Raw genomic sequence first — 23,883 nt, 5'->3', positions numbered from 1 at the left:
TGCGGCGCAAGAGCAAATACCACGGGCCATCGCGCACCAAAGAAGGGACATTACGGGGTCGGCATGACAGCTTTTTCATGTCAATGCGCCTATACCCGCCATCAGAGCGGGGTTAGGGAAGGGCATCGTGAACCACATTTTGCAGACTATCGGTGCGGCGTTGGGCTCGCTGGCGATTGTGCTGGCGATATTTGGAATTGCCTATTCGGTGGCTGCGGCAATTGTGTTCCGGCGCTTTTTCGCCGCGGCGAAACCGGCCCCTGCCCGGACCGAGGCGGTTACCCTGCTCAAGCCGCTTTATGGGGCCGAACCACGCCTCTACGATAATCTCGCGACATTTCTTGCGCAGGATCATGCCGGGCCACTGCAATTGCTGTGCGGCGTACAGCGCGCCGACGATCCGGCAATCGTCGTCGTCGAAGCGTTGCGGGCCGCCTATCCGCACGCCCATATCGATCTGGTCATCGACCCCACGATCCACGGTGCGAGCGGTAAGCTCTCCAACCTTATCAACATGGATCGTGCTGCGCGCCATCCCGTCGTGGTGCTAAGCGACAGCGACATCGCGGTCGCGCCTGACTATGTCGCGCAACTGCTCGCCGCGCTCGACGATCCTGCGGTGGGCGCGGTGACGTGCATCTATTCCGGGCGCGGCGACGCCGGCTTCTGGTCACACATGGTCGCGGCGGGGGTGACCTATCAATTCATGCTGGGGGTCACCTTCGGCGTGTCGAATCGGCTGGCCGCACCATGCATGGGATCGACCATCGCGCTCAGGCGCGAGACGCTAGATCGGATCGGTGGTTTCGAACGCTTCGCCGACGTGCTGGCCGACGATTATGCGATGGGCGAGGCCGTGCGTGCGCTTGGCCTGAGCGTCGCGGTGCCGCCGATTCTGGTGAAACATGCCTGCGACGAAACCAGCCTTGGCCAAGTGTGGCGGCACGAGCTCCGCTGGGGCGCCACCGTGCGCGACGTCGCCTTCTGGTCCTATGTCGGCGTCGTCATTGGCTTGCCCTTTCCCACCGCGCTCTTGGCTGCGCTTTATGCACCACAGTTCGGGCTTTCGCTCGCACTTGCAGCAGTAATTGCGCGGTTGGTGGTTGTGCGAAACGTTGATGCGGCGGTAGGGGGGCGGATCGCACCGCTGTGGATGGCGCTGCTGCACGATGTCCTTGCCTTTGCGATCTATATCGCGAGCTTCTTCGTGCGGTCGGTTGATTGGCGCGGTGCAACACTTAAAATGAAGACGGATGGCCGCATTATCTCGGCCTCCACGGAGCAACGAGCATGATGCGGACCCTTTTCCTCCAGGCACCCTCTTTCGACGGGTATGACGGCGGTGCCGGGGCGCGCTATCAGATGAAGCGCGAGGTCAAATCCTTCTGGTATCCGACGTGGATCGCACAGCCAGCGGCGATGATCGAGGGATCGAAGCTGATCGACGCGCCCGCGCATGACCAGTCGTGGGACGATATCGCGCACGAATTCGACGACCGCGATCTGGTCATTCTCCACACCTCGACGCCGAGCTTCAACCAGGACATCCGCACCGCGCGGCTCATCAAGGAGCGCAACCCGAAGATCATCGTCGCCTTTGTCGGCGCCAAGGTGATGATCGAGGACAAGGCCAGCCTGGAAGCGTGCGAGGCGATCGATCTCGTCTGCCGCGAGGAATATGATTTCACCTGCGTCGAACTGGCCGAAGGCCGCCCCTTTGCCGAAATCGACGGCATCACATGGCGCGCGCCCGACGGGACGATCGTGCGCAACAAGGACCGCGCGCAGATCGAGGACATGGACGTCCTCCCGATGGTCTCGCCCATCTATAAGCGCGATCTCGATACGTCGAAATATTATGGCGGCTATCAGCGCCACCCTTATATCTCGTTCTACACCGGGCGCGGCTGCAAGAGCCGCTGCACCTTCTGCCTGTGGCCGCAAACGATCAGCGGGCATCGCTATCGCCACCGCAGCGTCCCCAAGGTCATTGAGGAAGTGAAATATATCCTCAAGGAAATGCCCGAGGTGAACGAGATCTTCTTCGACGACGATACGCTGGCCGACGCGCATGATTTTGTCGTCGAGCTGTCGGGCGAGCTGCGTAAGCTCGGCTTCGGCACGCCCGGCTTCCGCGTCACCTGGGGCTGCAACGCCAAGGCGAACGTGCCGCAGCCGGTGCTGAAGGCGATGAAGGAAGGCGGGTGCCGCGTGCTGCTGGTCGGCTATGAAAGCGGTAACCAGCAAATTTTGCACAACATCAAGAAGGGGCTGCGCACCGATGTCGCGCGGCAGTTCACCAAGGATGCGCACGCGCTCGGCCTGACCATCCACGGCACCTTCATCCTCGGCCTGCCCGGCGAGACGCTGGAAACGATCGAGGAGACGATCAACTACGCCAAGGAAATCAACCCGCACACCATCCAGGTGTCGCTGGCGGCACCCTATCCCGGCACCTTCCTGTACAAGCAGGCGACCGAGAATGGCTGGTTCGACAGCTCGCACGATCTGCTGACCGATGGCGGCAACCAGATCGCGCAACTCAGCTATCCACATCTGTCCTCGGCGGTGATTTTTGAGAAGGTCGAGGAATTCTACAAGCGCTTCTATTTCCGCCCGTCGAAGATCTGGGAAATCGTCCGCGAGATGCTGACCGACTGGGACATGATGAAGCGCCGCCTGCGCGAAGGCGTCGAGTTCTTCGACTTCCTGCGCCGCCGCAAGGAAGCTGCGTAAGGCCCGGCTATGACCACGCTTGCCGAGATGACCGTCAATGAGCGGATCGCCGCGACCGGTCGCGAAGAAGCCTGGGATGCGGCAGTGCGCGCGGGCGACCGCGACGCGATGATCGCGGTGTTACGCCGCGTCGCCGTCGCCAGCCCAGGCAATGTGGCGGATGCGGTGCTGGCCGACCCCGAATTTTACGGATTCCCCCGGCGGTGAAGACCGCGATCATCACCGCCGATGATTTCGGCGTGTCGATCGAGGTCAATCAGGCAGTTGAGCAGGCGCACCGCGAGGGCGTGCTGACCGTCACCAGCCTGATGGTAACCGGCGACGCCGCTGCGGATGCCGTGGAACGCGCGCGCGCGATGCCGACGCTTGGCGTTGGGCTGCACGTCGCGTTGGCCGAAACGCCACCCGCGCTGCCGCCATCACAAATCCCCGATCTGGTCGACGAGCGCGGGCAGTTCCGCATCGAATCGCTCCCGGTCGCGCTGGCGCTGCTGGCCAGGGCATCGGTGCGCCGCCAGTTGGAAGCCGAAATCGACGCGCAATTCGCGCTGTTCGAGGGCACCGGGTTGCCGCTCGACCATGTCAATTCGCACAAGCACATGCACCTTCACCCGGTGATCGGGGCGACGCTGCTCAAGGTTGGGTTACGCCACGGGATGAAGGCGCTGCGCGCACCGGTCGAGGAGCGCGCCCCCCTCGCCGCGTTCGAGCCGGTCACCGGGCTCGACATTGCCAAGCCGTTCGCGCGGCATATCCAGCGTTCGGCCCGCGCGGCGGGGATGAAGGTGCCCGACCGCACCTTTGGCCTGGCCTGGTCGGGCGCGATGCACGCCGAGCGGCTGCGCGGCATATTGGAAAACCTGCCCGAGGGCGTCAGCGAAATCTATCTGCATCCGGCGACCGGGACCTATCCACTGGCGGCACCAGGCTATCACTACGAAGCCGAACTCGCCGCACTGCTGGATCCGCAGGCGCGCGCGATCGTGGCACGCGACCACATCACACTGGCCCGTTTCGCCGATCTCTGACGGAAACCGGGCCGAGCCGGTCGATCGTCCGTGGCGGCAAGACGGTGTCATCGGCCGAACGATGTTTGGACATTGGCGATCGGACTGGGGCTTGATCGTTTCGTGCGAAGGCGCAAAGGCGCAAGGATGGTCCGAAACACATGAACCGTTCCGCGCAAATTGGCCTGTTGGCGGCGACAATCGTTGGCGTCGTGGTTGCCGCCTTTACCGTCGGCAGCGTCGGGCTGCGGCAAGTGCTCACTGCAATGGCGTCGATCGGCTGGCTTGGCATGGCCAGCCTTACCGCCTGGTCGATCGGCGTGTTGACCCTGCTCGGCTTCGCCTGGGTCTCGGTCGCGCGCGGAGAGGCAACCGAACGCGTGTGGCTGTTCGTATGGGCGCGCACCACGCGCGAGGCGGCGACCGATATCCTGCCCTTCTCGCAACTCGGCGGCCTGGTCGTGGGCGCGCGGACGCTGGCCGCGTTCGGCGTGCCGCAGCCGGTAATCTATGCCTCGATGATCGCCGATTTGACGACCGAGATGGCCGCGCAGTTGATCTTCACGCTGTTCGGGGTGGGCGTGTTGCTGCTGGTGCTGACTCATGCCGCAGTCCAGCAAGGTCTCGTCCCGCTCGCGCTGGGCGGCATGGCGGCGATGATCGCGCTGATGCTGCTGTTCGTGTTCGCGCAACGACCGATGCTGAAGCTCGCCGGATCGCTCGGTGCACACTTGCTACCGGGCTCGGTCGCGGCGATGGCGGCAGTGCGCGAGCAGCTCGACGCGATCTACCGCGAACCGCGCCGCGTCATCGCCGCCTTCCTGTTCAACCTCGCCGCCTGGCTGGCGAGTGCTGTCGGCGCGTGGATCGCCTTATGGTTCATGGGCAGCCAGGTGCCGGTGTGGGCGGTGCTGATGATCGAGGCGCTGATCTTCACGCTGCGCAGCGTCGCCTTCGCCATTCCCGGCGCAATCGGGGTGCAGGAAGCCGCTTATGTGCTGATCGGCCCGCTGGTGGGCCTGCCGCCCGCGACCGCGCTCGCGCTGTCACTGCTCAAGCGCGCGCGCGACATCGTGATCGCCGTGCCCGCGTTGCTGGTGTGGCAAGTCGGAGAATATCGCCGCGTCGTCCGTTGAGCCCCAAGCGGCGTGAATTGCCCGGGCCGCCGCGACGCCAGTGCTGGTTACGACGCTTCCCTGACCGGCGGCAGCGGTTCGGCACGCAGCAGCGCATCGAGTTCGGCCATCGGCACAGTGTCGGCGCTCGCAGCAAGATTCGCCTCGAGCGTGCGATAAGCGGTCAGCACCGCGCGGCCCATTTCGGTGAGGGTAGCCCCACGCGACTGTCCGCCGCCCGCCACCGTTTCGACCAATTTCTCAGTCCAGCAACGGTTCATGCTGTCGACCAGCAGCCACGAACGGCGATAGCTCATCCCCATCGCGCGCCCGCCGCCCGAGATCGATCCTTCCCGGTCGATCGCCTCCAGCAAATCGGCCTTGCCTGGCCCCATTGCCAGCTCATCGCCGCAATAGATCTGTGCCTTGATCTTGAGCTGGCCGATCCGCATCCGCGCCTCCGTTACACGCCAATCCCCTAGCATGGTGGCAATGCCGCGCAAACGTCGCTACGTCGCAGGCATGGCGAAGGTGCACCCGTTCCACTCGATCCACACCCACGGGCTAATCCGCGTCGGGGCGTGTACCCCCTGCGCGACCGTCGGCGACACGCTCGCTAATGCCGAGGCGACGATCGCGCTGGCCAAGGACGGCCACAAACAGGGCGCGGACTTGCTGGTCTTCCCCGAACTCAGCCTCACCTCCTATGCGATCGACGATCTGCATTTGCAGACCGCGCAGCATCACGCGACCGAGGCAGCGCTGGCGGCGGTGGCGGCGGCGACCGCCAAGTTGCGCCCCGTGCTGGTCGTGGGGGCGGCACTGCCGCGCAACGGGCGACTGTACAATTGCGCGGTGGTGATCGCGCGCGGGCGCATTCTGGGCGTGGTGCCCAAGGTGTTCCTGCCCAATTACCGCGAATATTATGAGAAACGCTGGTTCGCGAGCGGTGCCGGGATCACCGCGCCATGCCACATCACGGTCGCGGGGCAGACCGCGCCGTTTGGCACCGATCTGCTGTTCGCGGCGAGCGATCTCGAACATTTCGTGTTCCATGCCGAGATTTGCGAGGATTTCTGGGCCCCCACCCCGCCCTCGACGATGGGCGCGCTGGCGGGCGCGTTGATTTGCTGCAACCTGTCAGCCTCCAACATCGTCGTCGGCAAGGCGCGCGAGCGGGCGTTGCTGTGCGCCGCGCAATCGGCGCGTGCGATCTGCGCCTATGTCTTTTCGGCGGCCGGACCGGGGGAAAGCACCACCGATCTTGCCTGGGACGGTCAGGCGATGGTGCACGAACTGGGCGAACTGCTCGCCGAATCGAGCCGGTTCGCGCGCGCGCCGGGCCTGCTGCTCGCCGATATTGATGCCGAGCGAATCGAGCAGGAACGGATGCGCGTCGGCACCTTCAACGATGCCGCGCGGCTGGCGGACGACCCCGAAAAGCGCTTCCGCCGCGTCAGCTTCGAACACAAACCCGATTTTGGCGATATCGGGCTGCTGCGCGACACGCGCCGCTTCCCGTTCGTGCCCAACACCCCCGAAAAGCTCGACGCCGATTGCTATGAGGCGTTCAACATCCAGGTCGAGGGGCTGCTCAAGCGCTTTCAGACCGCCCGCGCCGAACGCCTCGTCATCGGCGTGTCGGGCGGGCTCGATTCGACGCACGCGCTGATCGTGGCGGCCAAGGCGATGGACCGGCTGGGCCTGCCGCGCGACCATATCCTCGCCTTCACCATGCCGGGTTTTGCCACCAGCGAGCATACCAAGAGCAATGCCTGGGCGCTGATGCGTGCACTCGGCGTCGATGGCGACGAAATCGACATCCGCCCCGCCGCGACCCAGATGCTCGCCGATATGGGCCACCCCTTTGCCGAAGGCGCGCCCGCCTATGACGTGACCTTTGAGAATGTGCAGGCGGGCCTGCGCACCGATTATCTGTTCCGCCTGGCCAATCAGCGCGGCGGGCTGGTGGTCGGCACGGGCGACCTGTCCGAATTGGCGCTCGGATGGTGCACGTACGGCGTCGGCGACCAGATGAGCCACTATGCCGTCAACGCCGGTGTGCCCAAAACGCTGATCCAGTTTCTGATTCGCTGGTGCATCCGCGACCGGCAATATGATGCCGAGACCGACCACATCCTCGAGGCGATTCTCGCGACCGAAATCTCGCCCGAACTGGTGCCGGCGGGGGCCGATGGCGCGATCCAGAGCACCGAAGCGCGAATCGGGCCGTATGCGCTCAACGATTTCTTCCTGCATTATGTCGTGCGCCACGGCATGGCACCGTCGAAGATCGCCTTCCTCGCGCTGCACGCCTGGCGCGATGCGAGCGCGGGCCGCTGGCCGCGCGACGTGCCGCTATCGGCGCGCGTCGCGTATGATTTGCCGACGATTGCGCTCTGGCTGGAAAAGTTTCTGGTGCGCTTCTTCGCAACGAGCCAGTTCAAGCGCTCGGCGATTCCCAATGGGCCGAAGGTGTCGAGCGGCGGTGCACTCAGCCCGCGCGGTGACTGGCGTGCGCCCTCGGACGGCACGGCGCGGGTGTGGCTGGAGGAACTGGCGCGCGGGCTACCGCAGTAGCGCCTCGCTGGCAGCGAGATTTAGGGGGCAGTCCGCCGGTGATCGCGATTGCCCTTTGTAGAGCAACCCACCCCCAACCCCTCCCTTCCAGGGAGGGGAGGAACGTCGACGCCTTCCGCCTCCCCTCCCTGGAAGGGAGGGGTTGGGGGTGGGTCGGCCCGTAATCGGGCGGATCGGTCCGTTGCGCGGCACCCAGCGAAAAACGCGCCGAAAGCGCCTTACTTGCGGCTCTTGCGTGCCGCGTAGCGGGCGTCGCGCGCCGCTTTCTTGTCGATTTCGGCCTGGATCGCGGCCTGTTTGGCCTCTTCGATCGCGCGTTCGGCGGCTTCGGCCTTGGCGATCTTTTCGAGCCGCGCCTGTTCGATCGCGGCCTTCTTCTCTTCGCGCTTCTTGGCTTCCGCAGCTTCTTTCGCCTCGCGCGCGGCGGCGCGGGCAGCAGCGACTGCGGGATCGATCGGCGGCTTGGCCTTCAGCTTCTCAAGCGCGCGTTGCTTCGCGTCGGCCGAAAGGGCTGCGCGATCCTTGAACGAGGGTTCCTTATACGATGCCATGCGGGGCCTTTAGCGGGAGTCTGTCAGGAAAGAAATGACGGGAAGGGCGAGATTTAAAATTTGGAGCTAACACCATAATTTTAATACATTTATTAAATTGGCACCCCTCCAAAGAATGGCTGCCTGTACCACCAAATTTCCACCCGAAACGCATATCAGGCGAATTTGCGGTGGCCCAATCTGTGCCTCCGTCTCACAAAACGTCTCTCGTAAGATTGAGATAAACCCAAGCCCCAGGCCGATAAGCCCAGAGGCCGTAGCCGCATTGAAGCGAACCGGGGTTTGGCGAGAAGGTCTGCGGCGCGCCTGCTATAGCGGATCGCGATGGGATGCAAGCGCTTCAGCGGGGAGAGGAAGCGCTCGCCGAAACCACGCTCGCTATAATGCCGCTCGTTTGGGCGGACCTCCCGGCACCGGTGCCGTCACGCGAGGCGGGGCACCGGTGCTACGCGTCGCGTGCCGACGCCTCAGGCGGCGCGGAGACGCGAATGCTGGAAATACCGTTCGTTGGAATCGACTTCCTCGTATTCCTCGTATTCCTCGTATTCCTCGTCTTCGTAGACTTCGCCGTCGCTGACGCGGAAATGGCGGACCAGTTCGTCGAGCGTTGCCGAATTCGACGTGATTTCCCGGATTGCGGCGGTCGTTTCTTCGGCCATCGCGGCATTTTCCTGCACAGCCGTATCGACATGCTGGATCGTGCCGTTGATTTGCTGAATATCCTTAGCCTGTTTTTGCGCCGACCCCGCAATGTGCTGAACGACATTGTCGATGTTGCCGACCTCTTCGATAATCCGGTGCAGCGCGGCGCCCGTCTTCGAAACGAGTTCGGAGCTGGTGCCAATCTGGCCGGTCGATTCGCCGATCAGCTTGCGCGCCGATTCCGAGGCCTCTGCGGCCCGACCGGCGAGAGCGCGTACTTCCTGGGCGACGATGGCAAAGCCTGCCCCTGCCTGCCCTGCGCGAGCCGCCTCCACCCCGGCGTTGAGCGCCAGCATGTTGGTCTGGAACGCGATCCGGTCGATGGCCGCCACCACTTCCATGATTTGGCGGGCGGAGGTTTCCAGGTCGGCCATCGCGGTGACGGTTTTTTGGACGACTTCGCGTGAATCATCGGCGATCCGGCGGGCAGACCGAACGCTGGTCGCGGCCCGCACCGTACCCTCGGACGATTCGCGCACGTCAGCAGCAAGGCGGGCCATCGCTGCGGCGGTTTCGGTGAGGCCATTGGCCTGCATTTCGGTACGCGACGCCAGACTCTCTGCCGCCATCGAGACCGAGGATGACCCCGAATGAATGCTGTCCGACGAATCGAGGACAACACGCATCAGCCCTTCAAGCGTATCCATTGCGGCGTTGAAATTTACACGAATCTGGTCGCTGGCGCCTTCAAACGGCGTTTCGATCCGATAGGTCAGGTTGCCGATTGCCAAGGCCGACATACCAGCGCCAACCTGATCGACGACAACGGCTTGTTGTTCGGCATGTTTTCGGGTGATTTTGGCCTCAAGCTCGTGGCGTTCGCGCTCGCGCTCTGCGACGCGGTGGCGCATCGTGACGATTTCGCGCATCAACTGCGCGAATTCCCCGTGGCCCGACACGGCTATTTCACTCTCGCGTTCGCTGCTGCCAACGGAACGAACCATCAGGCGCGCCCGGCTGAGCGCGAGCAAGATCGATCGTGACAGCAGGAAAGCGATAACCGCACTGGCAAAAACCGTCGGCGCAAGGGCGAGGATAATCAGGTCGCGCCCTTGCGAGGCGATTTCGGTCAAGTCCAGTTTGCGCTGGAACGCAACCATCGCCATCCCGTCGGCAGCGCTGTCGAGCGCGGTGGTTGCACCTGCGACATCACCAGCGGCAAAGCCATGCGCGGCCTTTTGGGCATTGTCGCGCACGCCTGCATCGGTAACCTTGGGCAGCACGTTCGTCGCGCTGTCGGCGACATTCTTGATGGCCGCCGCATCCGGCGCCGCACCCGGCGAAGCCGCACCTAGCGAATGCGCAGCGAGCTGAGCCGAGCGCAAATCATCGAGCGCAGATGCCTCGGTTTCGTCGAACTGGGAATGAAGCTTGTTGAATTCGGTATATTTATACGCGCCGTAAATGCCCGCCCCCAATGTCAGCGACAGGATTGCGGCGCAGGCGATGCCCAATTGCGCAAGCACCGGTACGCGGTTGACCATCCGGTCGGCGCGCGGTTGCGCCAGCATCCGTTCGATGATCGCCACGCGCCGGAAAATGTGATTGAACATCACCGCGCCGATATGCACCGCGATCAGCGCGATCATGCCATAGGCCAGCCATTTGTGCCACGCTTCCAGCGTGACCCCCTGCTCGTTGGTTGCATGGACCAAAACTGGCAAGTTGATAACATGGAACAGTGTAACGTCGTCGCCGCGTGCCCAGGCGGTAATCATGCCCAACACCGGTTGCGCGGCGAGCGCCAGCATTACCAGGCCATGCACAAGCTGCGAAGCCAGCTTTTGCCAGAAGGGCAACCGGGTGTCTCGAGGGGGGTGGACCGCAACAAATAGGGCGAACCGAAACAGGATCAGCAACAGTACCACGGTGCCGCACTGCCGATGCAGATCGAGCACCGCCTTGCCAAAAGTCAACGATTCCAGATTGTGAAGAACCAGGATCAAAGCAAACTGGCACGCGACCAGAAACGCCAAACTCCAGTGAATGAAGCGGAGAATACCAGGAAAGCGAGGCGTTTCTTGAGGGTCGTTGCCAGTTGCCATGATATATCTTCAGTCTCTCTTACTTGACCGTGACGGTCATTTTCATCTTTGGATGAATGCCGCAGGTCACTTGATACATGCCGGGCTTCAAAAATGGCGCCTTGAAGCTGACACCGGGAGCCTGAAGGCCGCTGTTCAGCGACACGCCATTGCCCGTCACCAGGATGTTGTGCGACGTCGAGTCGTTGTTGTTGAACGAAACGACATCGCCCTTGCTGACCGCCAGCGATGCAGCGCTGAACGTCAGCCCTTTTTGATCGATATTGATCGTTGCCCCGGCCCAGGCGACGCCGGCTGCAAAAACTACGCCACCCAGACCCAGGGCAATTTTGTACTTGGTCATTTTAAAGTTCCTTATCGTGGCAGCACCGGATATTCGACCGGCGCATCCATACTTGTCAGTGTTTTCATGAATGCGACAATATCGGCCTTTTCCTGATCGGTCAGGTGCAAGGGTTTGACCTGATCGGAGAGCGACGGGCGCTGTATGAAACCATGATCGTAGTGATCGACAACAGCCTCCAGCGTCCGGACCGACCCGTCGTGCATATAAGGGGCGCGCTGGACGATGTTGCGCAGAGTTGGTGTTTTGAACGCTCGTTCCAGTTGCACGATGCCGGCGACGATCTTGCCACGCCCCATATCATCGCCCGCAATGCCAATGTCGTGAAAACCGTCATCGGTAAATCGCCAGCCCGAATGGCACGACGCGCAATTTGCCTTGGTGTTGAACAAGACAAAGCCGCGCTTTGCCGAATCCGAAATCGCGTTGGTATTGCCCTTCACCCACTGGTCAAAAGGCGCATCGCTCGACACCACGGTGCGTTCGAAAACCGCGAGCAGCTTGGCCACATTCTCGACGCTCAGCTTTTCACCGGGGAAGACTTTCGTCATGCCATCCCGATATTCCGGGACGGTGTTGATCGTTTCCAGCACCTTTTCGGGTGATCCCGCCATTTCGGCGGCGGCCAGCATCGGCCCCATCGCCTGTTGTTCCAGCGAATCGGCGCGACCATCCCAGAACAGGGGTTCGGCCCAGGCGCTGTTGAGGATCGTCGGGGTATGCCGACCCAGCACATGGCCATGATCGCCGACGCCCTTGGCCAGACCATCCTGCCACGCGAACGAAGGATTGTGACACGATGCGCAGGAAATCGAGCCTGAGCCCGACAGTCGCGGATCGAAGAACAACATCTTGCCGAGCTGCGCCTTGTACGGCGTCGTCGGGTTGTCGGCGGATTCAGGAATGGTGTTGGGGCGCCGATAATCGGCGAGCATCTTGGACAGCGCCAATGGATCGATACTCAGCGCACTCACCGCCGAATCTGGCAGTGTCTGCGCAAGAGCAACGGCACCGCACGCCAGCGCCGCCACGGCAACGCTGCCGCGCACGAATTTGCCGAATGTGGTCCGGCCCATACCCCGTTCTCCGATAATCTACGTCATACCCATTGTAGCTCCGCCCCCAGAGCCACATAGGTTTTGAATAGGAGAAGCATCGTTAAATATGCGTAAATCGGATATATTGACCATTCGGGCTTTGGGCCGGGCCGCGCCCCAACAGCCGCGCGCGATTATCGGTGGGGCGCAGCACGCATTTGCTCCAAGCTTGGCAGCGCAGAGGCGTTGGAGCCACCAGGATCGGGCCGAACCGCAAAGATCCCTATAATTTCAAGGATTTTTTAAACCGATGGACGGTTCGGCCATGTCGCGGACAGGCCCTTGGCGGAGAGGGTGGGATTCGAACCCACGGTGAGCTTGCACCCACGCCGCATTTCGAGTGCGGTACATTCGACCACTCTGCCACCTCTCCGCGAGGTCATAAGATGCCGTTCGATGGAAAATCCAAAAAGCGGCACCGGTCGGTGAGCGGGCGCCTCTAACGCAGTGATCGGGCGGAGGCAAGCGTTTGCGCATGCACAAAAGCACAGCATTTGCTTGTGCCTTGCGGAAGAGCGCCTAAATTGTGCTTATGCCCCGCACCACCAATTCGGCTTTGCCGTTCGACAGCGCCATCACCCTTCCCCCAATCGCGCACGCGCGCTTCGCCATTGGCGACGTCGTGCGCCACCGCATGTTCGATTTTCGTGGCGTCGTGTTCGATATCGATCCGATCTTCGCGAACAGCGACGAATGGTATGACGCGATCCCGGAAAAGCTGCGGCCGCGCAAGGATCAGCCCTTCTATCACCTGCTCGCCGAAAACATGGAGTCGAGCTACGTGGCTTATGTCAGCCAGCAAAATCTGGTGCCCGATGACAGCGACGAGCCGGTCGACCACCCCGCCATTTCGGGGCTGTTCGGGGATTATGAGGACGGCAAATATCCGCTGCGGCGCGAACATCGCCACTGATCGCGGCCACCACGTTTTGACATAGAAAGGGGGCCACGCAGGCCCCCTTTCCGTGTGTTCGAATGGAATGTCCGCTCAGAACTTGAACGAGACCTTCCCGTAATAATAGCCACCGTTAATGCCATATGCGGCGCTCAGCGGTGCATCGATCACGTTGCCGCCGTTGACCAACGTCGTGTTGGTCGTGCCCGGCACCAGCGACACCGTCGGCGGACGCTTGTTGAACACGTTGTTCGCACCCGCGGTCAGCTCGATGCCGGCCACGAGCTTATACGTTGCCTCCAAATCCGCGATGAACGCGGTGGGAACCTTCTGGCGGTAATAGGTGCCGCCATCGGGGCTCGCATAGGTCGATGACTGACCGTAGAGAGTCCCGCGCGCCGTCGCCGAAACCGGACCGATCGTCCACAAGGCGGAGGCGATGGCCTTGAACTTGGGCGAGGCCGTTTCGAGGTTGGCGCGGGCGCTCAGATCAAACAGCGGGATGCCGCCAAGCGATGCCGGGGCCACGCCGAGTTTGGTGATCTTGGTCTCGTTATAATTGCCCGACAGGCTCCAGCTTACCTTGCCCCAGCTTCCGAAATCCGAGGGCACGTTCGCCGTCAGTTCAACCCCGCGCGTGCGCGTGCTCGCCCCGTTGGTGAAGATGTTGATGCCGGTCTGCGTCACCGTCGGATCGAGCACATTGCCGTTGGCGACGATCGCGTCTCTCACAATCGCAAAGTTGGTCGCGCCCCCACTGCCGAAGATCGATCCGGTGCCGAGAATACGGTCGCGAATCTTTACTTGATAGGCATCGAGCGTGACCGTCAGCTTGCCCGTGCGGAACACGCCGCCCGCGCTGAAGTTGGTCGATTTTTCAGGCTTCAAATTCTGGAAGCCGATCAGCTTGGCCGCCGCAGAATTGGCCGGCAACTGCACGAAGGCAGAGGTCGGCGAGACGTTGGTTGCCGAATAATAGGATTCGGCAAGCGTCGGCGCGCGGAAACCGGTCGACACCGTACCGCGCAGGGCAAAAGCGTGCGAGAAATCGTACCGCCCCGTTCCCTTGAAGATCACCTGGCTGCCGAAGTCCGAGTAATGCTCATAGCGCACCGCGCCATCGAGCTTCAGCGCCGCCACCGGAGACGCGGCGACATCCAGATACAGCGATTCGTTCTCGCGGCTATGCGTACCCGCGTCGGACGGACGGAAGCCCGGATAGGACTGCCCACCTTCCTTGTAGATCGACCCCGGATCGCCCGAACCGATCGAATATTTGTTTTTGCGATATTCGCCGCCAAACGCAACGTTCAGCGGGACTGCCATGCCGAGGTCAAATTCGGTCGAGAAATCGGCATTGGCGGTAAATTCGGACGAGGTGAACGATCCGTCGTAGAAATCACGCGGCGTGAAATGCGTGTCGATAAACAGCGAACGGTTTGCCGAATCGAGCGTGTAGATGAGGTTCTTGTCCTTGCCATAGGTGGTGCTGAGGTCGAACTTCACCGCGCCGACCGCGCCCTTCAATCCACCGGTAAAGGCATAGTCGTCTTCCCGAATGCCTTCGCGCGGGTTGAAGCCCAGCGGGAACGGGATCAGTTCGCCCGGTGTGGCCAGGTTGCCCGCCACGCCGAGCACCGGCGAGGCGATCACGCGATCGGGAACGCGCAAATTCTCATAGGCGCTGGCGATACGCTTGCTGAACGAGCCGAAGCTGTATGCGGTAACGTCACCGAAATCATAAGCCGCATTATACTGGACGTTGGTGAGCCACGACTTCGCATCGCCATTGATTCGATTGACGTAGGGGAAACCCGGAATGTTCCGATACAGCGCCTGCTGCGCCGCCGAAAGCGCGGGGCTGGTCGCCGTGGTCAGCAAATTGCCGTTCCGGTCGGTCACACGGCGATCGAGCCCGCCGATTTGCGTAAAATCATGGAAACGGTGGAACAACGTTACGTTGATGAAGCCGTCCTCGCCGATCTTGGTCGCCAAATGGGCCGTCCCGGCATAGGTTTCGCCGCCGACATCATAATTCTGGCCTGCGGTGGCATAGCCCGATCCGCCCTGCGCATCGTCCTTGAGGATGATGTTGATGACGCCCGCAATCGCGTCCGATCCATATTGCGCGGCAGCCCCGTCTTCGAGCACTTCGATCCGCGCGATCGAACTGGGCGAAATCAGGTCGAGATCGGCAGTCGCCGCCCCCTGATATGGTCCGCCAAGCACGGCAAGGTTTGCGGTGCCGTGGCGACGCTTGCCGTTGATGAGCACCAGCGTGTGGTTGGGGCTGAGCCCACGCAAACGTGCCGACAGCGTCAAATTGGCGGTGTCGCCGCCAAAGGCCTGTGCGGTGAAGGACGGCACCAATTGCGTCAGCACCTGATTGAGGTTGGGTTGCCCGACCCGCGACAGTTCATCCGCCCCCAACACCTTGATCGGCGTGGCGCTTTCCGCCGCCGTCGTGCCGGTGCGACGCGTGCCGGTGACGATAATGTCGGATTGTTCGGGCGCGCTTGCGTCGGGCGCGGGATCTGTCGGTGCTGGTGCCGCAATGGTGTTGTCGGTCTTTGCATCCGCAAAAGCAGGCGCTGCGGCCACGCTGCCAACGGCCAGCGCGAAAAGCGAAATCGAATATTTGTACATGGCTGTGAGATCCCCCAAAAAACAGGTGACCTTCAGTCCATCCACTCCCAACGCGTTATTTTTTCTCGAATACACACCTCATTTGCGCCGCCACATGAGTAACGGACACAGCTCCTCCTGCCGCACAGCACGGCATTCGAATAACCCTGCAGATAATTTGACACGACCACATCCATCGAATGCGGCAAGCCACATTCGACATCTACGCATCGGGAATCACCGTGTTGCTTGATACTCGACCACGACATTTTATTGCCGGAATCGAGCCCGCCTCATCTGTTCCGAATCGAATGACGCCATAGACCGTTTCGCAATGCAACATAAAGTTCACGCAAGGCCGCTAGTTCATCCAAAATTAGGACGGTTTCGGACCGACTATTGCGTTTGGGCAACAACTTTCCGATGCCCTCGGCGCGCCTCGGCGGTTGACAGCGCGCCCTGTGTCGCATAGTCGGCGCTTCTTTCCCGCGCTCGGTTCGCCGTGCGTGGGGCACAGGTATTTTTGAAAGTGATGAGGCCCATGTTCGCAATCGTGCGCACGGGCGGCAAACAGTATCGTGTTGCCGCCGGAGACAAGATCGTCGTCGAAAAGCTCGAGGGCGAGGCCGGGGCGTCGATCACGCTCGGCGATATCCTGCTGGCGGGCGAAGGCTCGGAGCTGAAGTCGGTCGAGGGCCTCACGGTCTCGGCAGAGATCATCGCGCAGGCGAAGGCCGACAAGGTCATCGTCTTCAAGAAGCGTCGTCGCCACAACTATCGCCGCAAGAACGGCCATCGTCAGCAGCACACGATTCTGCGCATCACCGCGATCGGTGGCGAAGCCGCAGCACCGGCCGCTCAGGCGTAAGGAGTAATTCGAGATGGCACATAAGAAAGCAGGCGGTTCCTCGCGTAACGGTCGTGATTCGGCCGGTCGTCGCCTTGGCGTGAAGAAGTTCGGTGGCGAAGCCGTCATTCCGGGCAACATTCTCGTGCGTCAGCGCGGCACCAAATTTTACCCGGGCACCAATGTCGGCATCGGCAAGGATCACACCTTGTTCGCGCTGACTGAAGGCCGCGTGACCTTCCATCAAGGCAAGCTCGGTCGCAAATTCTGCTCGGTAGAAATGCCGGCGATTGCCGCTGAATAACATCGGGTGACCATCCGGGTTGCCCACCAGGGCGATCCGGGTAGTTTCAGACTACCGAATAAGGGAGACGGGTCGCCCCGGTCTCCCTTTTTTTCATGCTCCCTCCCCACCCATTGTCGCTTGGCCGTCACGAGAGACGGGCATGTGACGGCGACGAGGAGAGTATAAATGTTCGCTCGTACCCCAAGATTGACGCTGCGGCCGGGTTGGCCGGAAGATGCCCCTGCGCTGGCGGCGGCGATGGGTCATGAATGCGTGGTCACCAAGCTGTCGCGCGCGCCCTGGCCGTATGGCGAGCACGATGCGCGGGACTTTCTGACGTGTTCGCGCCCTGCGACCGACGTTTTCATGCTCATCACCAGCCTGGAAAGCGGCACGCCGCGAATCATCGGCGGAATCGGCGTGCATCCCGAAGGCGATCGCTATGAACTCGGCTATTGGCTCACCCCCGATGCATGGGGCCGTGGCTATGCCACCGAAGCCGGGCGACAGATGGTGCAAATCGCGCGTTATGCTCTGGGTCTGAAGCGCCTTAGCGCGGGGCATTTCGTCGACAACCCGGCCTCTGGTCGCGTGCTGGCGAAGCTCGGTTTCTCACCCACCGGGCGAATCGAACACCAGCATTGCCGCGCGCGTGGCCACGATGTGCCGTGCGTGAAGCTCGAACTCGATCTGGACGTCGCCCACGCCATCCCGCTCGCGGCCTGACGGTCGCGCGCGGCGGCGCTCAATATTCCGGAACGAAGCCGCCAAAGTCCGAGAATTTGGTGATGTTGGGTTCAAACTTCAGCGTCACCTTTCCGGTCGAACCGTGGCGTTGCTTGGCGACGATCAGCTCGGCCAGACCATCGACGCGCGACAGCCGCTCGGACCATTTGGCGTGCTTGTCCTGCACGTCCGCCGGGCTGCCTGCGGTCGGGATCTCGGGCTGGGTCATGTTGAGGTAATAATCCTCGCGATAGACGAACATCACCATGTCGGCGTCCTGCTCGATCGAGCCCGATTCGCGCAGGTCCGACAGCATTGGCCGTTTGTCCTCGCGCTGCTCGACCGCGCGGCTGAGCTGCGACAGCGCCATCACCGGCACGTTCAAGTCCTTGGCGATATTCTTCAGACCGCGGCTGATCTCGGAAATTTCCTGCACGCGCCCGTCGCCCGAACTCTTGGCGGTGCCCGACAACAACTGCAAGTAATCGACCACAATGAAGCCAAGCTGGTTATTGAGTTTGCGCTGCAACCGCCGCGCGCGTGTGTGCAGCGCGCCGATCGAAAGCCCGGCGCTATCATCGATGAACAAGGGCAGCGTCTCCAGGCTCGCCGCCGCCGCCGCCAGCTTGTGAAACTCCTCGCGCTTGATCTTGCCCGAGCGCAGCACTTCCGAATTGATGCCCGATTGCTCGGCCAGAATACGCCCGGCAAGCTGATCGGCCGACATTTCCAAGCTGAAGAACGCAACCTTGGCCCCCAGCGAGCGCTCGGGATCGATCCCGTCGGCCATGTCGCGCATCCAGCGTTGCGCGGCGTTATACGCGATGTTGGTGGCAAGCGAGGTCTTGCCCATGCCCGGACGCCCGGCGAGGATCATCAAGTCGGAGCGGTGCATACCGCCAATCTTGGCGTTCAGGCTTTCAAGGCCCGTGGTGATGCCCGAAATATGCCCGCCCGAATTGAGCGCAACCTCGGCCATTTTGATCGTGATGGTCGACGCCTGGACGAAGGTTTTGATCTGGGTATCGCTGCCACCATCGGCGGCGACCTTGTAGAGTTCTTCCTCGGCCGCTTCGATCTGCGCGCGCGGGTTGACCTCTTCCGACGTATCCATCGCGCGCTCGACCAGCCCACGCCCGACCGTTACCAGTGTACGCAGCATCGCAAGGTCATAGATTTGCTTGGCAAACTCACGCGCGCCGAGCAGCCCCGCCCCCGAGCCAGTCAATTGCGCAAGATACCCCGGACCGCCCAATTCGCGCATCCCGGCATCCTGTTCGAACATCGGGCGCAGCGTGACCGGGCTCGCCAGCATGTCGTTGCTGCGCAGCGTGCGAATCGCGGCGAAGATGCGCCCGTGCAGCGGCTCGTAGAAATGTTCGGGCTGGAGCCGGTCGATCAGATCGTCCGCCAGGCGGTTGTCGATCATCATCGCGCCGAGCATCGCCGCCTCGGCCTCGACATTTTGCGGCAGCGTTACGGTTTCGGGTTCGGTCGGAGGTGCGAATGCGGTGGCCATGCCCCCTTGTCCCACCCCAGCCGCCGCCACTCAAGGGGCGCGCGCGATTAAAGCCGGGGATAACCGTGTCAGCGCGCGCCCGTCGCCATGCGGCGCAGCACGGCCAAAGTATCCTCCAACGTTTCCTGCGGCGACGGTGGGGCAGCAGGGGTGCGCTGGCCGACCACGCGCTCCAGCCGGTCGAGCAGGGCATGGATCGTCTCGGACGGATCACCGCGCGGCGGCGCGACCGGCGGTGCCGGTGCGTCCGCCACCGGCTCGGCGGTTGATCGCACCATTGGGGTCAACGGGAAGGTTTCGAAGCGCTCGCCGGGATCGAAAGTCTGCGGGCGTTCGGCGGGAAGGATGACAACGGGCTCCGCCCGCGCCGGGGTCGGCGACCAATTGAGCGGCGTCTCGGGCACCGCTGCGCGATCATAAGCGGCGAGCGGTTGATCGAGATCGATTGGGAGCGGTCGTTCGACCGGCGGCTCCACTACCGTCGGCGCCGTGACATGAACGGGCCGCGCACGCACATCGAGAAACGGCGTGCCGAGATCGGTATTGGCAAAGAGCGGGCGGCGGGCCGGTGCATCGGGATGGGCATCCGCGCGACGCAACACCGGCGCGTGGCTCCGGTCCCCACGCGAGCGCTGGACCACCATCGTCCGCGCGCCGAACGCCAGGAACAGCGCGAACCAGGCGATCATGCCGACGCCCCCGCCACACAGCAGCACCAGCACCAATCGCGCGGTAAGCCCAAGTGGCGGCTCGGCAGCGGACAGGACCGCGGCGATCCCGCTATCGACCACCATCGATTCGAGCAGGTCGGTCGGCACCACCGCGAACATCGCGGCGGTCAGCACGCCGATGATGCCAGCCACCACCGGCGCCACCGGGAGAATCAGAGATTGGGAACGGGAGAACACGGCCATGACGGGAACGATGCCACGCCACCGGTAAGTTTCTGGTAAACAGGAGCATAACGCGCGACATTCACCGCCCAGTTGCGCTCCGCCTCGACAAAGGCGCGACCGCGCGCGCGCCGCCCTTCCCAGCCATCACGATCCGCCAGCAAGGCAGCCAGCGCGCGCGCCATCGCCACCGGGTCGTCGGGTGGAAACAGCGTGCCGGTATCATTGTGGCGAATCAGCTCGCGATGCCCGCCCACGTCCGATGCGGCAACCAACCGACGCTGCGCCATCGCCTCCAGCGGCTTTAACGGCGTGACGAGATCGGTCAGCCGCATTCGCTTGCGCGGATAGGCCAGCACGTCGATCAGGCTGTAATAGCGATCGACCTCGGTATGCGGCACCCGACCGATAAAGTGGATATGCGCCGCCACCGGCGACGCCGCAGCCTGGGCGCGCAAGGGCTCCTCCATCGGCCCGCCGCCGACCAGCACCAGATGCGCCTTGGGCCGCGCCGTGACCAGCGTCGGCATCGCCGCGATCAAATCATCAAGGCCTTCATAATCGTAAAAGCTGCCGATGAAACCGACTACCTCCGCATCCTGCAACCCCAGCGATCCGGCCAGCACCCGATCATAGGCCAATGGTTCGCCAAACACCGCCATATCGACACCGTTGGGCGACACCAGCAGCTTGGCCGGATCGATGCTGCGTTGCACGAGATCGCGGCGCAACCCATCGCAAATCACCGCCACCGCATCGGCGCGCCGCACTGCCCAGGTTTCGAGCGCACGCGTCGCGCGGTAGCGCAGCGATCCTTCGCGCCCCGTGCCGTTGCCAACGGCGGCATCCTCCCAAAAAGCGCGAATCTCATACACCAGCGGCAGCTTGCGGCGGCGCGCCACCCGCAATGCCGCGACCGCGTCCAGCACGGGCGAATGCGCGTGCAGAATGTCGGGCTGAAACTCCGCGACCACCTCATCGATGCGGCGGGCAAAGGCGCGGATCTCGCGCAATTCGCCAAAGGGGCTCATCATTTCTGGAACGGGCGGGGTGCGGAAGAAATCGATGCCATCGACCGTTTCCGCCGCCGCGTCGCGCGCGCCGTTGCGCGGGCCGGTGATGGCGGCAACCTGCCAGCCGTGCCGCATCTGGCTCTTCAGGATTGCCCGCGTGCGGAAGGTATAGCCGCTTTGCAGTGGCAAGCCGTGGTCCAGGATGTGGAGGATGCGCATAAGCGCGCCATAACGCAGCACTGCTTAACGGAGCCTCAACCCGCACGCCCTACACCGCTCCCGTGGAAAGTCAGGCCGCCTCATGATCGACAATTTCGCGCTCGCGATCAGCCACGGCCTGATCGCGCTGGCGGTGTGGCGATTGCTGCGCCGACCCGATCTTGACCGCGAAGACGTGCCCCCGCCGCCAAGGAAAGGCCGCCCGCGTGCGTGACCTGTTCTTCGTCGCCTTCCTCGGCGCCTTCTTCGCGGCGGGCTTTCGCCGTCCGTTCCTGTTCGTGCTGGCCTATGTCTATATCGACATCGTCAGCCCGCAGCGGCTGACCTATTATCTGCTCAACGCCATTCCGATCTCGCTGATCGCGGTGGTGCTCTCGGTCGGCGGCTGGGCGCTGGCCGATGACAAATCGGGCACGCGCATCGCGCCGCGCCAGGTGTTGATCGTGCTGCTGCTGGCCTATTGCTATGCCACCACGATCAATGCCGATTTTCCGGTGGAGGCGCTCGATAAATGGGGATGGGTATGGAAAGCGCTCGCCTTCGCCGCCTTCCTGCCCTTCACGCTGCGCACCAAGCTGCGGATCGAGGCGCTGCTGCTGGTGATGGTGGCGTCGGCGTCGTCGATCATCATCGTCGGCGGGGCCAAGACCATCGCCAGCGGCGGGGGTGGTTACGGCACGCTCAACCTGATGGTCTCCAACAATTCAGGGCTGTATGAGGGTTCGACCATCTCGACCGTCGCGGTCGCGATCATCCCGCTGATCCTGTGGTTCACGCGCCACGGCACAATCTTCCCGCCCGATTGGAAGGTGAAGGGCTTCTGCTATGCGCTGGTCTTCTCGTGCCTGCTGATCCCGGTCGGCACCTCGACGCGGACCGGGCTGCTGTGCATTGGCCTGGTCGCCCTGCTGATGCTGCGCGATACCAAACGCAAGCTCCTCTATCTCGGGTTGCTCGGCGCGGCGGGCGTGCTGGCCGTGCCGCTTTTGCCGACATCTTTCCTTGAGCGGATGGGCACGATCAAAACCTACAAAGGCGATGAATCCGCCTCAACCCGGCTCGCCGTGTGGGGCTGGACGTGGGAATATGCCAAGGAGCATCCGCTCGGCGGCGGCTTCGAAATGTATCGCCAGAACAAGATCCGCTACGATACCGAAAAGGTCGAGGGCGATGTCGGCAACTCCACCGTCGACCGCAAGTTGACCGTCGACCAGGCGCGCGCTTTCCACAGCGCCTATTTCGAAATGCTGGGCGAACAGGGCTTTCCGGGGCTCGCGATCTGGATCCTCATCAATCTCACCGGCATCATCCGCATGGAGGTGTTGCGGCATCGCTACCGCAAGGATACCGAACAAGCGTGGGTGACCCCGCTCGCCAGCGCGCTGCAATCGGCACATATCGTCTATCTGCTGGGTGCGGCGTTCATTGCGATCGCGTTCCAGCCGTTCGTCTATATGCTGATCGGCGCGCAAATCGGGCTCGACACCTATCTCGCGCGCAAGCGCCGCGCGACGGTATGGCGGCCGATCCGCACGCCCCGACCCGAGGCGGTCGCGGCATGAGCATACGGCATGAACTGCGCGCGCTAACGGGCGCGCGCGGCATCGCGGCGTGGCTGGTGGTGCTCTACCACATCCGCCTGTCGGTGGCGGGGCTGCCGCAGGGCGTGGTGGCGGTGCTCGCCAAGGGGTATCTCGCGGTCGATTTCTTCTTCCTGCTCTCGGGCTTCGTCATCTGGCTGAGCTGGGGTGAGCGCTTGCGGCGCGGCGGGATCGGCGCGGTGCCGGGGTTTCTGTGGCGGCGGCTCGCGCGAATCTGGCCGTTGCATTTGGTGATGCTCGGGTGCGCGACTGCACTAGCGCTGCTGATGCTGGCGCTCGGCAAGCATGATGCGGTGCATCAGCCCTTTGCCGATTTGCCACTGCACATCCTGCTGCTGCAAAATTGGGGCTTTACCGATCATCTGGCGTGGAACGACCCGAGCTGGTCGATCAGCACCGAATGGGCGGCGTATTTGCTGTTTCCGCTGCTGGCGTTCAGCCTCGACTGGCGGCGCGTGCCGAGTTGGGCGGTGCTTGCCACGATCGCGGCGCTGCTGGTGCTGCTGCACGCGACGATGGCGGGCGCGCCGACGCTCGGCACCGACATCTGGACCTTCGGCTTGCGCCGCTGCCTGATCGAATTCGCCACGGGCTCTGCGATCTGCGCGCTGTGGGTGCGGTGGCGCGACACCCCCGCCCTGCCCGCCCTGGTGGCGACGCTGCTCGGTGTCGCCGGTATCGCCACGGCATTGTCGGGTGCCCCTGAAACGCTGACCATATCCGGCGCGTTCGCCGCGTTCCTGCTCGCGCTGGCGCTGACCGCAGACCGGCGCGGCAACCCGCTGGAAACCCCGGCGCTGCACTATCTGGGGGAGATCAGCTACGCGACCTATCTCGGTCACTTCCTGCTGTTCACGCTGTTCAAGCTGGCTTTCGTCGATGATGCGCACGCCATTCCGCCGGTGCTGATCGCGCTTTATCTGGCGCTGGTGCTGGGCAGTTCGGTGGCGCTCCACCATCTGGTGGAGCGCCCCGCGCAAGACTGGATGAACCGCCTCCCCGCCCGCTGGCAGCGGGCGCGCACACGCGTTCAGGCCTCTTCCAGTCCTTCCTGAGGCGCGCCGTGTTTGCGGCATTACGGCC

At 62.9% G+C, this 23,883-nt stretch carries 22 protein-coding genes and 1 tRNA gene; 13 read left to right on the top strand and 10 right to left on the bottom strand.

The window, feature by feature from the left end; all coding sequences use genetic code 11:
* Positions 1-127 precede the first annotated feature (127 nt).
* The 5 genes from hpnI (at position 128) to WC704_RS09265 (ending at position 4,879) form a co-directional block, all read left to right on the top strand.
* Positions 128-1,294 carry a bacteriohopanetetrol glucosamine biosynthesis glycosyltransferase HpnI gene (gene hpnI, locus WC704_RS09285; protein ID WP_372889638.1) on the top strand — a complete coding sequence of 389 codons (1,167 nt, stop codon included), beginning with the start codon at positions 128-130 and terminating at the stop codon, positions 1,292-1,294.
* On the top strand, positions 1,291-2,736 hold the full coding sequence (hpnJ, locus tag WC704_RS09280) for a hopanoid biosynthesis associated radical SAM protein HpnJ (RefSeq protein ID WP_372889637.1): 1,446 nt from the start codon (positions 1,291-1,293) through the stop codon (positions 2,734-2,736). The genes hpnI and hpnJ overlap by 4 nt, the downstream gene beginning before the upstream one ends.
* Positions 2,737-2,745: 9 nt before the next feature.
* A complete protein-coding gene (locus tag WC704_RS09275) occupies positions 2,746-2,943 on the top strand; it encodes a hypothetical protein (protein WP_010407788.1) in 198 nt (65 codons plus the stop codon).
* Complete coding sequence (hpnK, locus tag WC704_RS09270) at positions 2,940-3,764, top strand: hopanoid biosynthesis-associated protein HpnK (protein WP_372889636.1); 825 nt, start codon at positions 2,940-2,942, stop codon at positions 3,762-3,764. The genes WC704_RS09275 and hpnK overlap by 4 nt, the downstream gene beginning before the upstream one ends.
* A gap of 140 nt (positions 3,765-3,904) precedes the next feature.
* The gene (locus WC704_RS09265) at positions 3,905-4,879 is read left to right on the top strand and encodes a lysylphosphatidylglycerol synthase domain-containing protein (RefSeq protein WP_372889635.1); all 975 of its coding nucleotides are present in this window, start codon (positions 3,905-3,907) and stop codon (positions 4,877-4,879) included.
* Positions 4,880-4,926: 47 nt separating this feature from the next.
* Here the strand turns inward: WC704_RS09265 and WC704_RS09260 are convergent, their stop codons facing one another.
* The gene (locus WC704_RS09260; protein ID WP_372889634.1) at positions 4,927-5,310 is read right to left on the bottom strand and encodes a winged helix-turn-helix domain-containing protein; all 384 of its coding nucleotides are present in this window, start codon (positions 5,308-5,310) and stop codon (positions 4,927-4,929) included.
* A 70-nt stretch (positions 5,311-5,380) separates the two neighbouring features.
* Between WC704_RS09260 and WC704_RS09255 the strand changes: the two genes are divergently transcribed.
* A complete protein-coding gene (locus WC704_RS09255; protein ID WP_372889880.1) occupies positions 5,381-7,438 on the top strand; it encodes an NAD(+) synthase in 2,058 nt (685 codons plus the stop codon).
* Between the two features lie 218 nt (positions 7,439-7,656).
* On the opposite strand, the gene WC704_RS09250 is transcribed toward WC704_RS09255, so the two are convergent.
* The 5 genes from WC704_RS09250 to WC704_RS09230 all read right to left on the bottom strand — a co-directional run bounded on the left by WC704_RS09250 (position 7,657) and on the right by WC704_RS09230 (position 12,549).
* A complete protein-coding gene (locus tag WC704_RS09250) occupies positions 7,657-7,989 on the bottom strand; it encodes a DUF6481 family protein (protein WP_209610057.1) in 333 nt (110 codons plus the stop codon).
* Positions 7,990-8,456: 467 nt separating this feature from the next.
* Positions 8,457-10,736 (bottom strand): methyl-accepting chemotaxis protein, encoded by a 2,280-nt coding sequence (locus WC704_RS09245; protein WP_372889633.1) that lies wholly within the window; start codon positions 10,734-10,736, stop codon positions 8,457-8,459.
* Between the two features lie 19 nt (positions 10,737-10,755).
* Positions 10,756-11,079 carry a plastocyanin/azurin family copper-binding protein gene (locus tag WC704_RS09240; protein WP_372889632.1) on the bottom strand — a complete coding sequence of 108 codons (324 nt, stop codon included), beginning with the start codon at positions 11,077-11,079 and terminating at the stop codon, positions 10,756-10,758.
* An 11-nt stretch (positions 11,080-11,090) separates the two neighbouring features.
* Complete coding sequence (locus WC704_RS09235; protein ID WP_372889631.1) at positions 11,091-12,155, bottom strand: cytochrome-c peroxidase; 1,065 nt, start codon at positions 12,153-12,155, stop codon at positions 11,091-11,093.
* A 304-nt stretch (positions 12,156-12,459) separates the two neighbouring features.
* Positions 12,460-12,549 (bottom strand) — tRNA-Ser (locus WC704_RS09230).
* A 159-nt stretch (positions 12,550-12,708) separates the two neighbouring features.
* Here WC704_RS09230 and hspQ point away from each other — a divergent pair.
* The gene (gene hspQ / locus WC704_RS09225) at positions 12,709-13,089 is read left to right on the top strand and encodes a heat shock protein HspQ (protein WP_372889630.1); all 381 of its coding nucleotides are present in this window, start codon (positions 12,709-12,711) and stop codon (positions 13,087-13,089) included.
* Between the two features lie 75 nt (positions 13,090-13,164).
* On the opposite strand, the gene WC704_RS09220 is transcribed toward hspQ, so the two are convergent.
* Positions 13,165-15,717 carry a TonB-dependent receptor plug domain-containing protein gene (locus WC704_RS09220; protein WP_372889629.1) on the bottom strand — a complete coding sequence of 851 codons (2,553 nt, stop codon included), beginning with the start codon at positions 15,715-15,717 and terminating at the stop codon, positions 13,165-13,167.
* A 520-nt stretch (positions 15,718-16,237) separates the two neighbouring features.
* On the opposite strand from WC704_RS09220, the gene rplU reads away from it, so the two are divergent.
* The 3 genes from rplU (at position 16,238) to WC704_RS09205 (ending at position 17,555) form a co-directional block, all read left to right on the top strand.
* On the top strand, positions 16,238-16,564 hold the full coding sequence (gene rplU, locus WC704_RS09215; protein WP_372889628.1) for a 50S ribosomal protein L21: 327 nt from the start codon (positions 16,238-16,240) through the stop codon (positions 16,562-16,564).
* Between the two features lie 13 nt (positions 16,565-16,577).
* Positions 16,578-16,847, top strand: coding sequence for a 50S ribosomal protein L27 (gene rpmA, locus WC704_RS09210; RefSeq protein ID WP_372889627.1), 270 nt, complete (start codon positions 16,578-16,580; stop codon positions 16,845-16,847).
* A gap of 168 nt (positions 16,848-17,015) precedes the next feature.
* Positions 17,016-17,555 (top strand): GNAT family N-acetyltransferase, encoded by a 540-nt coding sequence (locus tag WC704_RS09205; protein WP_372889626.1) that lies wholly within the window; start codon positions 17,016-17,018, stop codon positions 17,553-17,555.
* Positions 17,556-17,574: 19 nt separating this feature from the next.
* Here the strand turns inward: WC704_RS09205 and WC704_RS09200 are convergent, their stop codons facing one another.
* From WC704_RS09200 to WC704_RS09190, 3 genes are all read right to left on the bottom strand, one after another.
* A complete protein-coding gene (locus tag WC704_RS09200) occupies positions 17,575-19,074 on the bottom strand; it encodes a replicative DNA helicase (protein ID WP_372889625.1) in 1,500 nt (499 codons plus the stop codon).
* Between the two features lie 68 nt (positions 19,075-19,142).
* Positions 19,143-19,937: a hypothetical protein gene (locus WC704_RS09195; protein ID WP_372889624.1), complete on the bottom strand. Its 795-nt coding sequence runs from the start codon at positions 19,935-19,937 to the stop codon at positions 19,143-19,145.
* A 20-nt stretch (positions 19,938-19,957) separates the two neighbouring features.
* Positions 19,958-21,199: a TIGR04063 family PEP-CTERM/XrtA system glycosyltransferase gene (locus WC704_RS09190; RefSeq protein WP_372889623.1), complete on the bottom strand. Its 1,242-nt coding sequence runs from the start codon at positions 21,197-21,199 to the stop codon at positions 19,958-19,960.
* An 82-nt stretch (positions 21,200-21,281) separates the two neighbouring features.
* Here WC704_RS09190 and WC704_RS09185 point away from each other — a divergent pair, with 82 nt between their 5' ends.
* Genes WC704_RS09185 through WC704_RS09175 form a run of 3 tightly spaced genes read left to right on the top strand, consistent with a single transcriptional unit; the run spans position 21,282 to position 23,855 of the window.
* Complete coding sequence (locus WC704_RS09185) at positions 21,282-21,413, top strand: hypothetical protein (protein ID WP_372889622.1); 132 nt, start codon at positions 21,282-21,284, stop codon at positions 21,411-21,413.
* Complete coding sequence (locus WC704_RS09180) at positions 21,406-22,761, top strand: putative O-glycosylation ligase, exosortase A system-associated (RefSeq protein WP_372889621.1); 1,356 nt, start codon at positions 21,406-21,408, stop codon at positions 22,759-22,761. Before WC704_RS09185 ends, WC704_RS09180 begins: the two co-directional genes overlap by 8 nt.
* The gene (locus tag WC704_RS09175) at positions 22,758-23,855 is read left to right on the top strand and encodes an acyltransferase family protein (RefSeq protein ID WP_372889620.1); all 1,098 of its coding nucleotides are present in this window, start codon (positions 22,758-22,760) and stop codon (positions 23,853-23,855) included. The genes WC704_RS09180 and WC704_RS09175 overlap by 4 nt, the downstream gene beginning before the upstream one ends.
* Positions 23,856-23,883: the final 28 nt, after the last annotated feature.

The sequence above is a fragment of the Sphingomonas sp. genome, assembly GCF_041661885.1.
GTDB lineage: Bacteria > Pseudomonadota > Alphaproteobacteria > Sphingomonadales > Sphingomonadaceae > Sphingomonas.
This window is presented reverse-complemented; position numbering and strand designations above follow the sequence as displayed.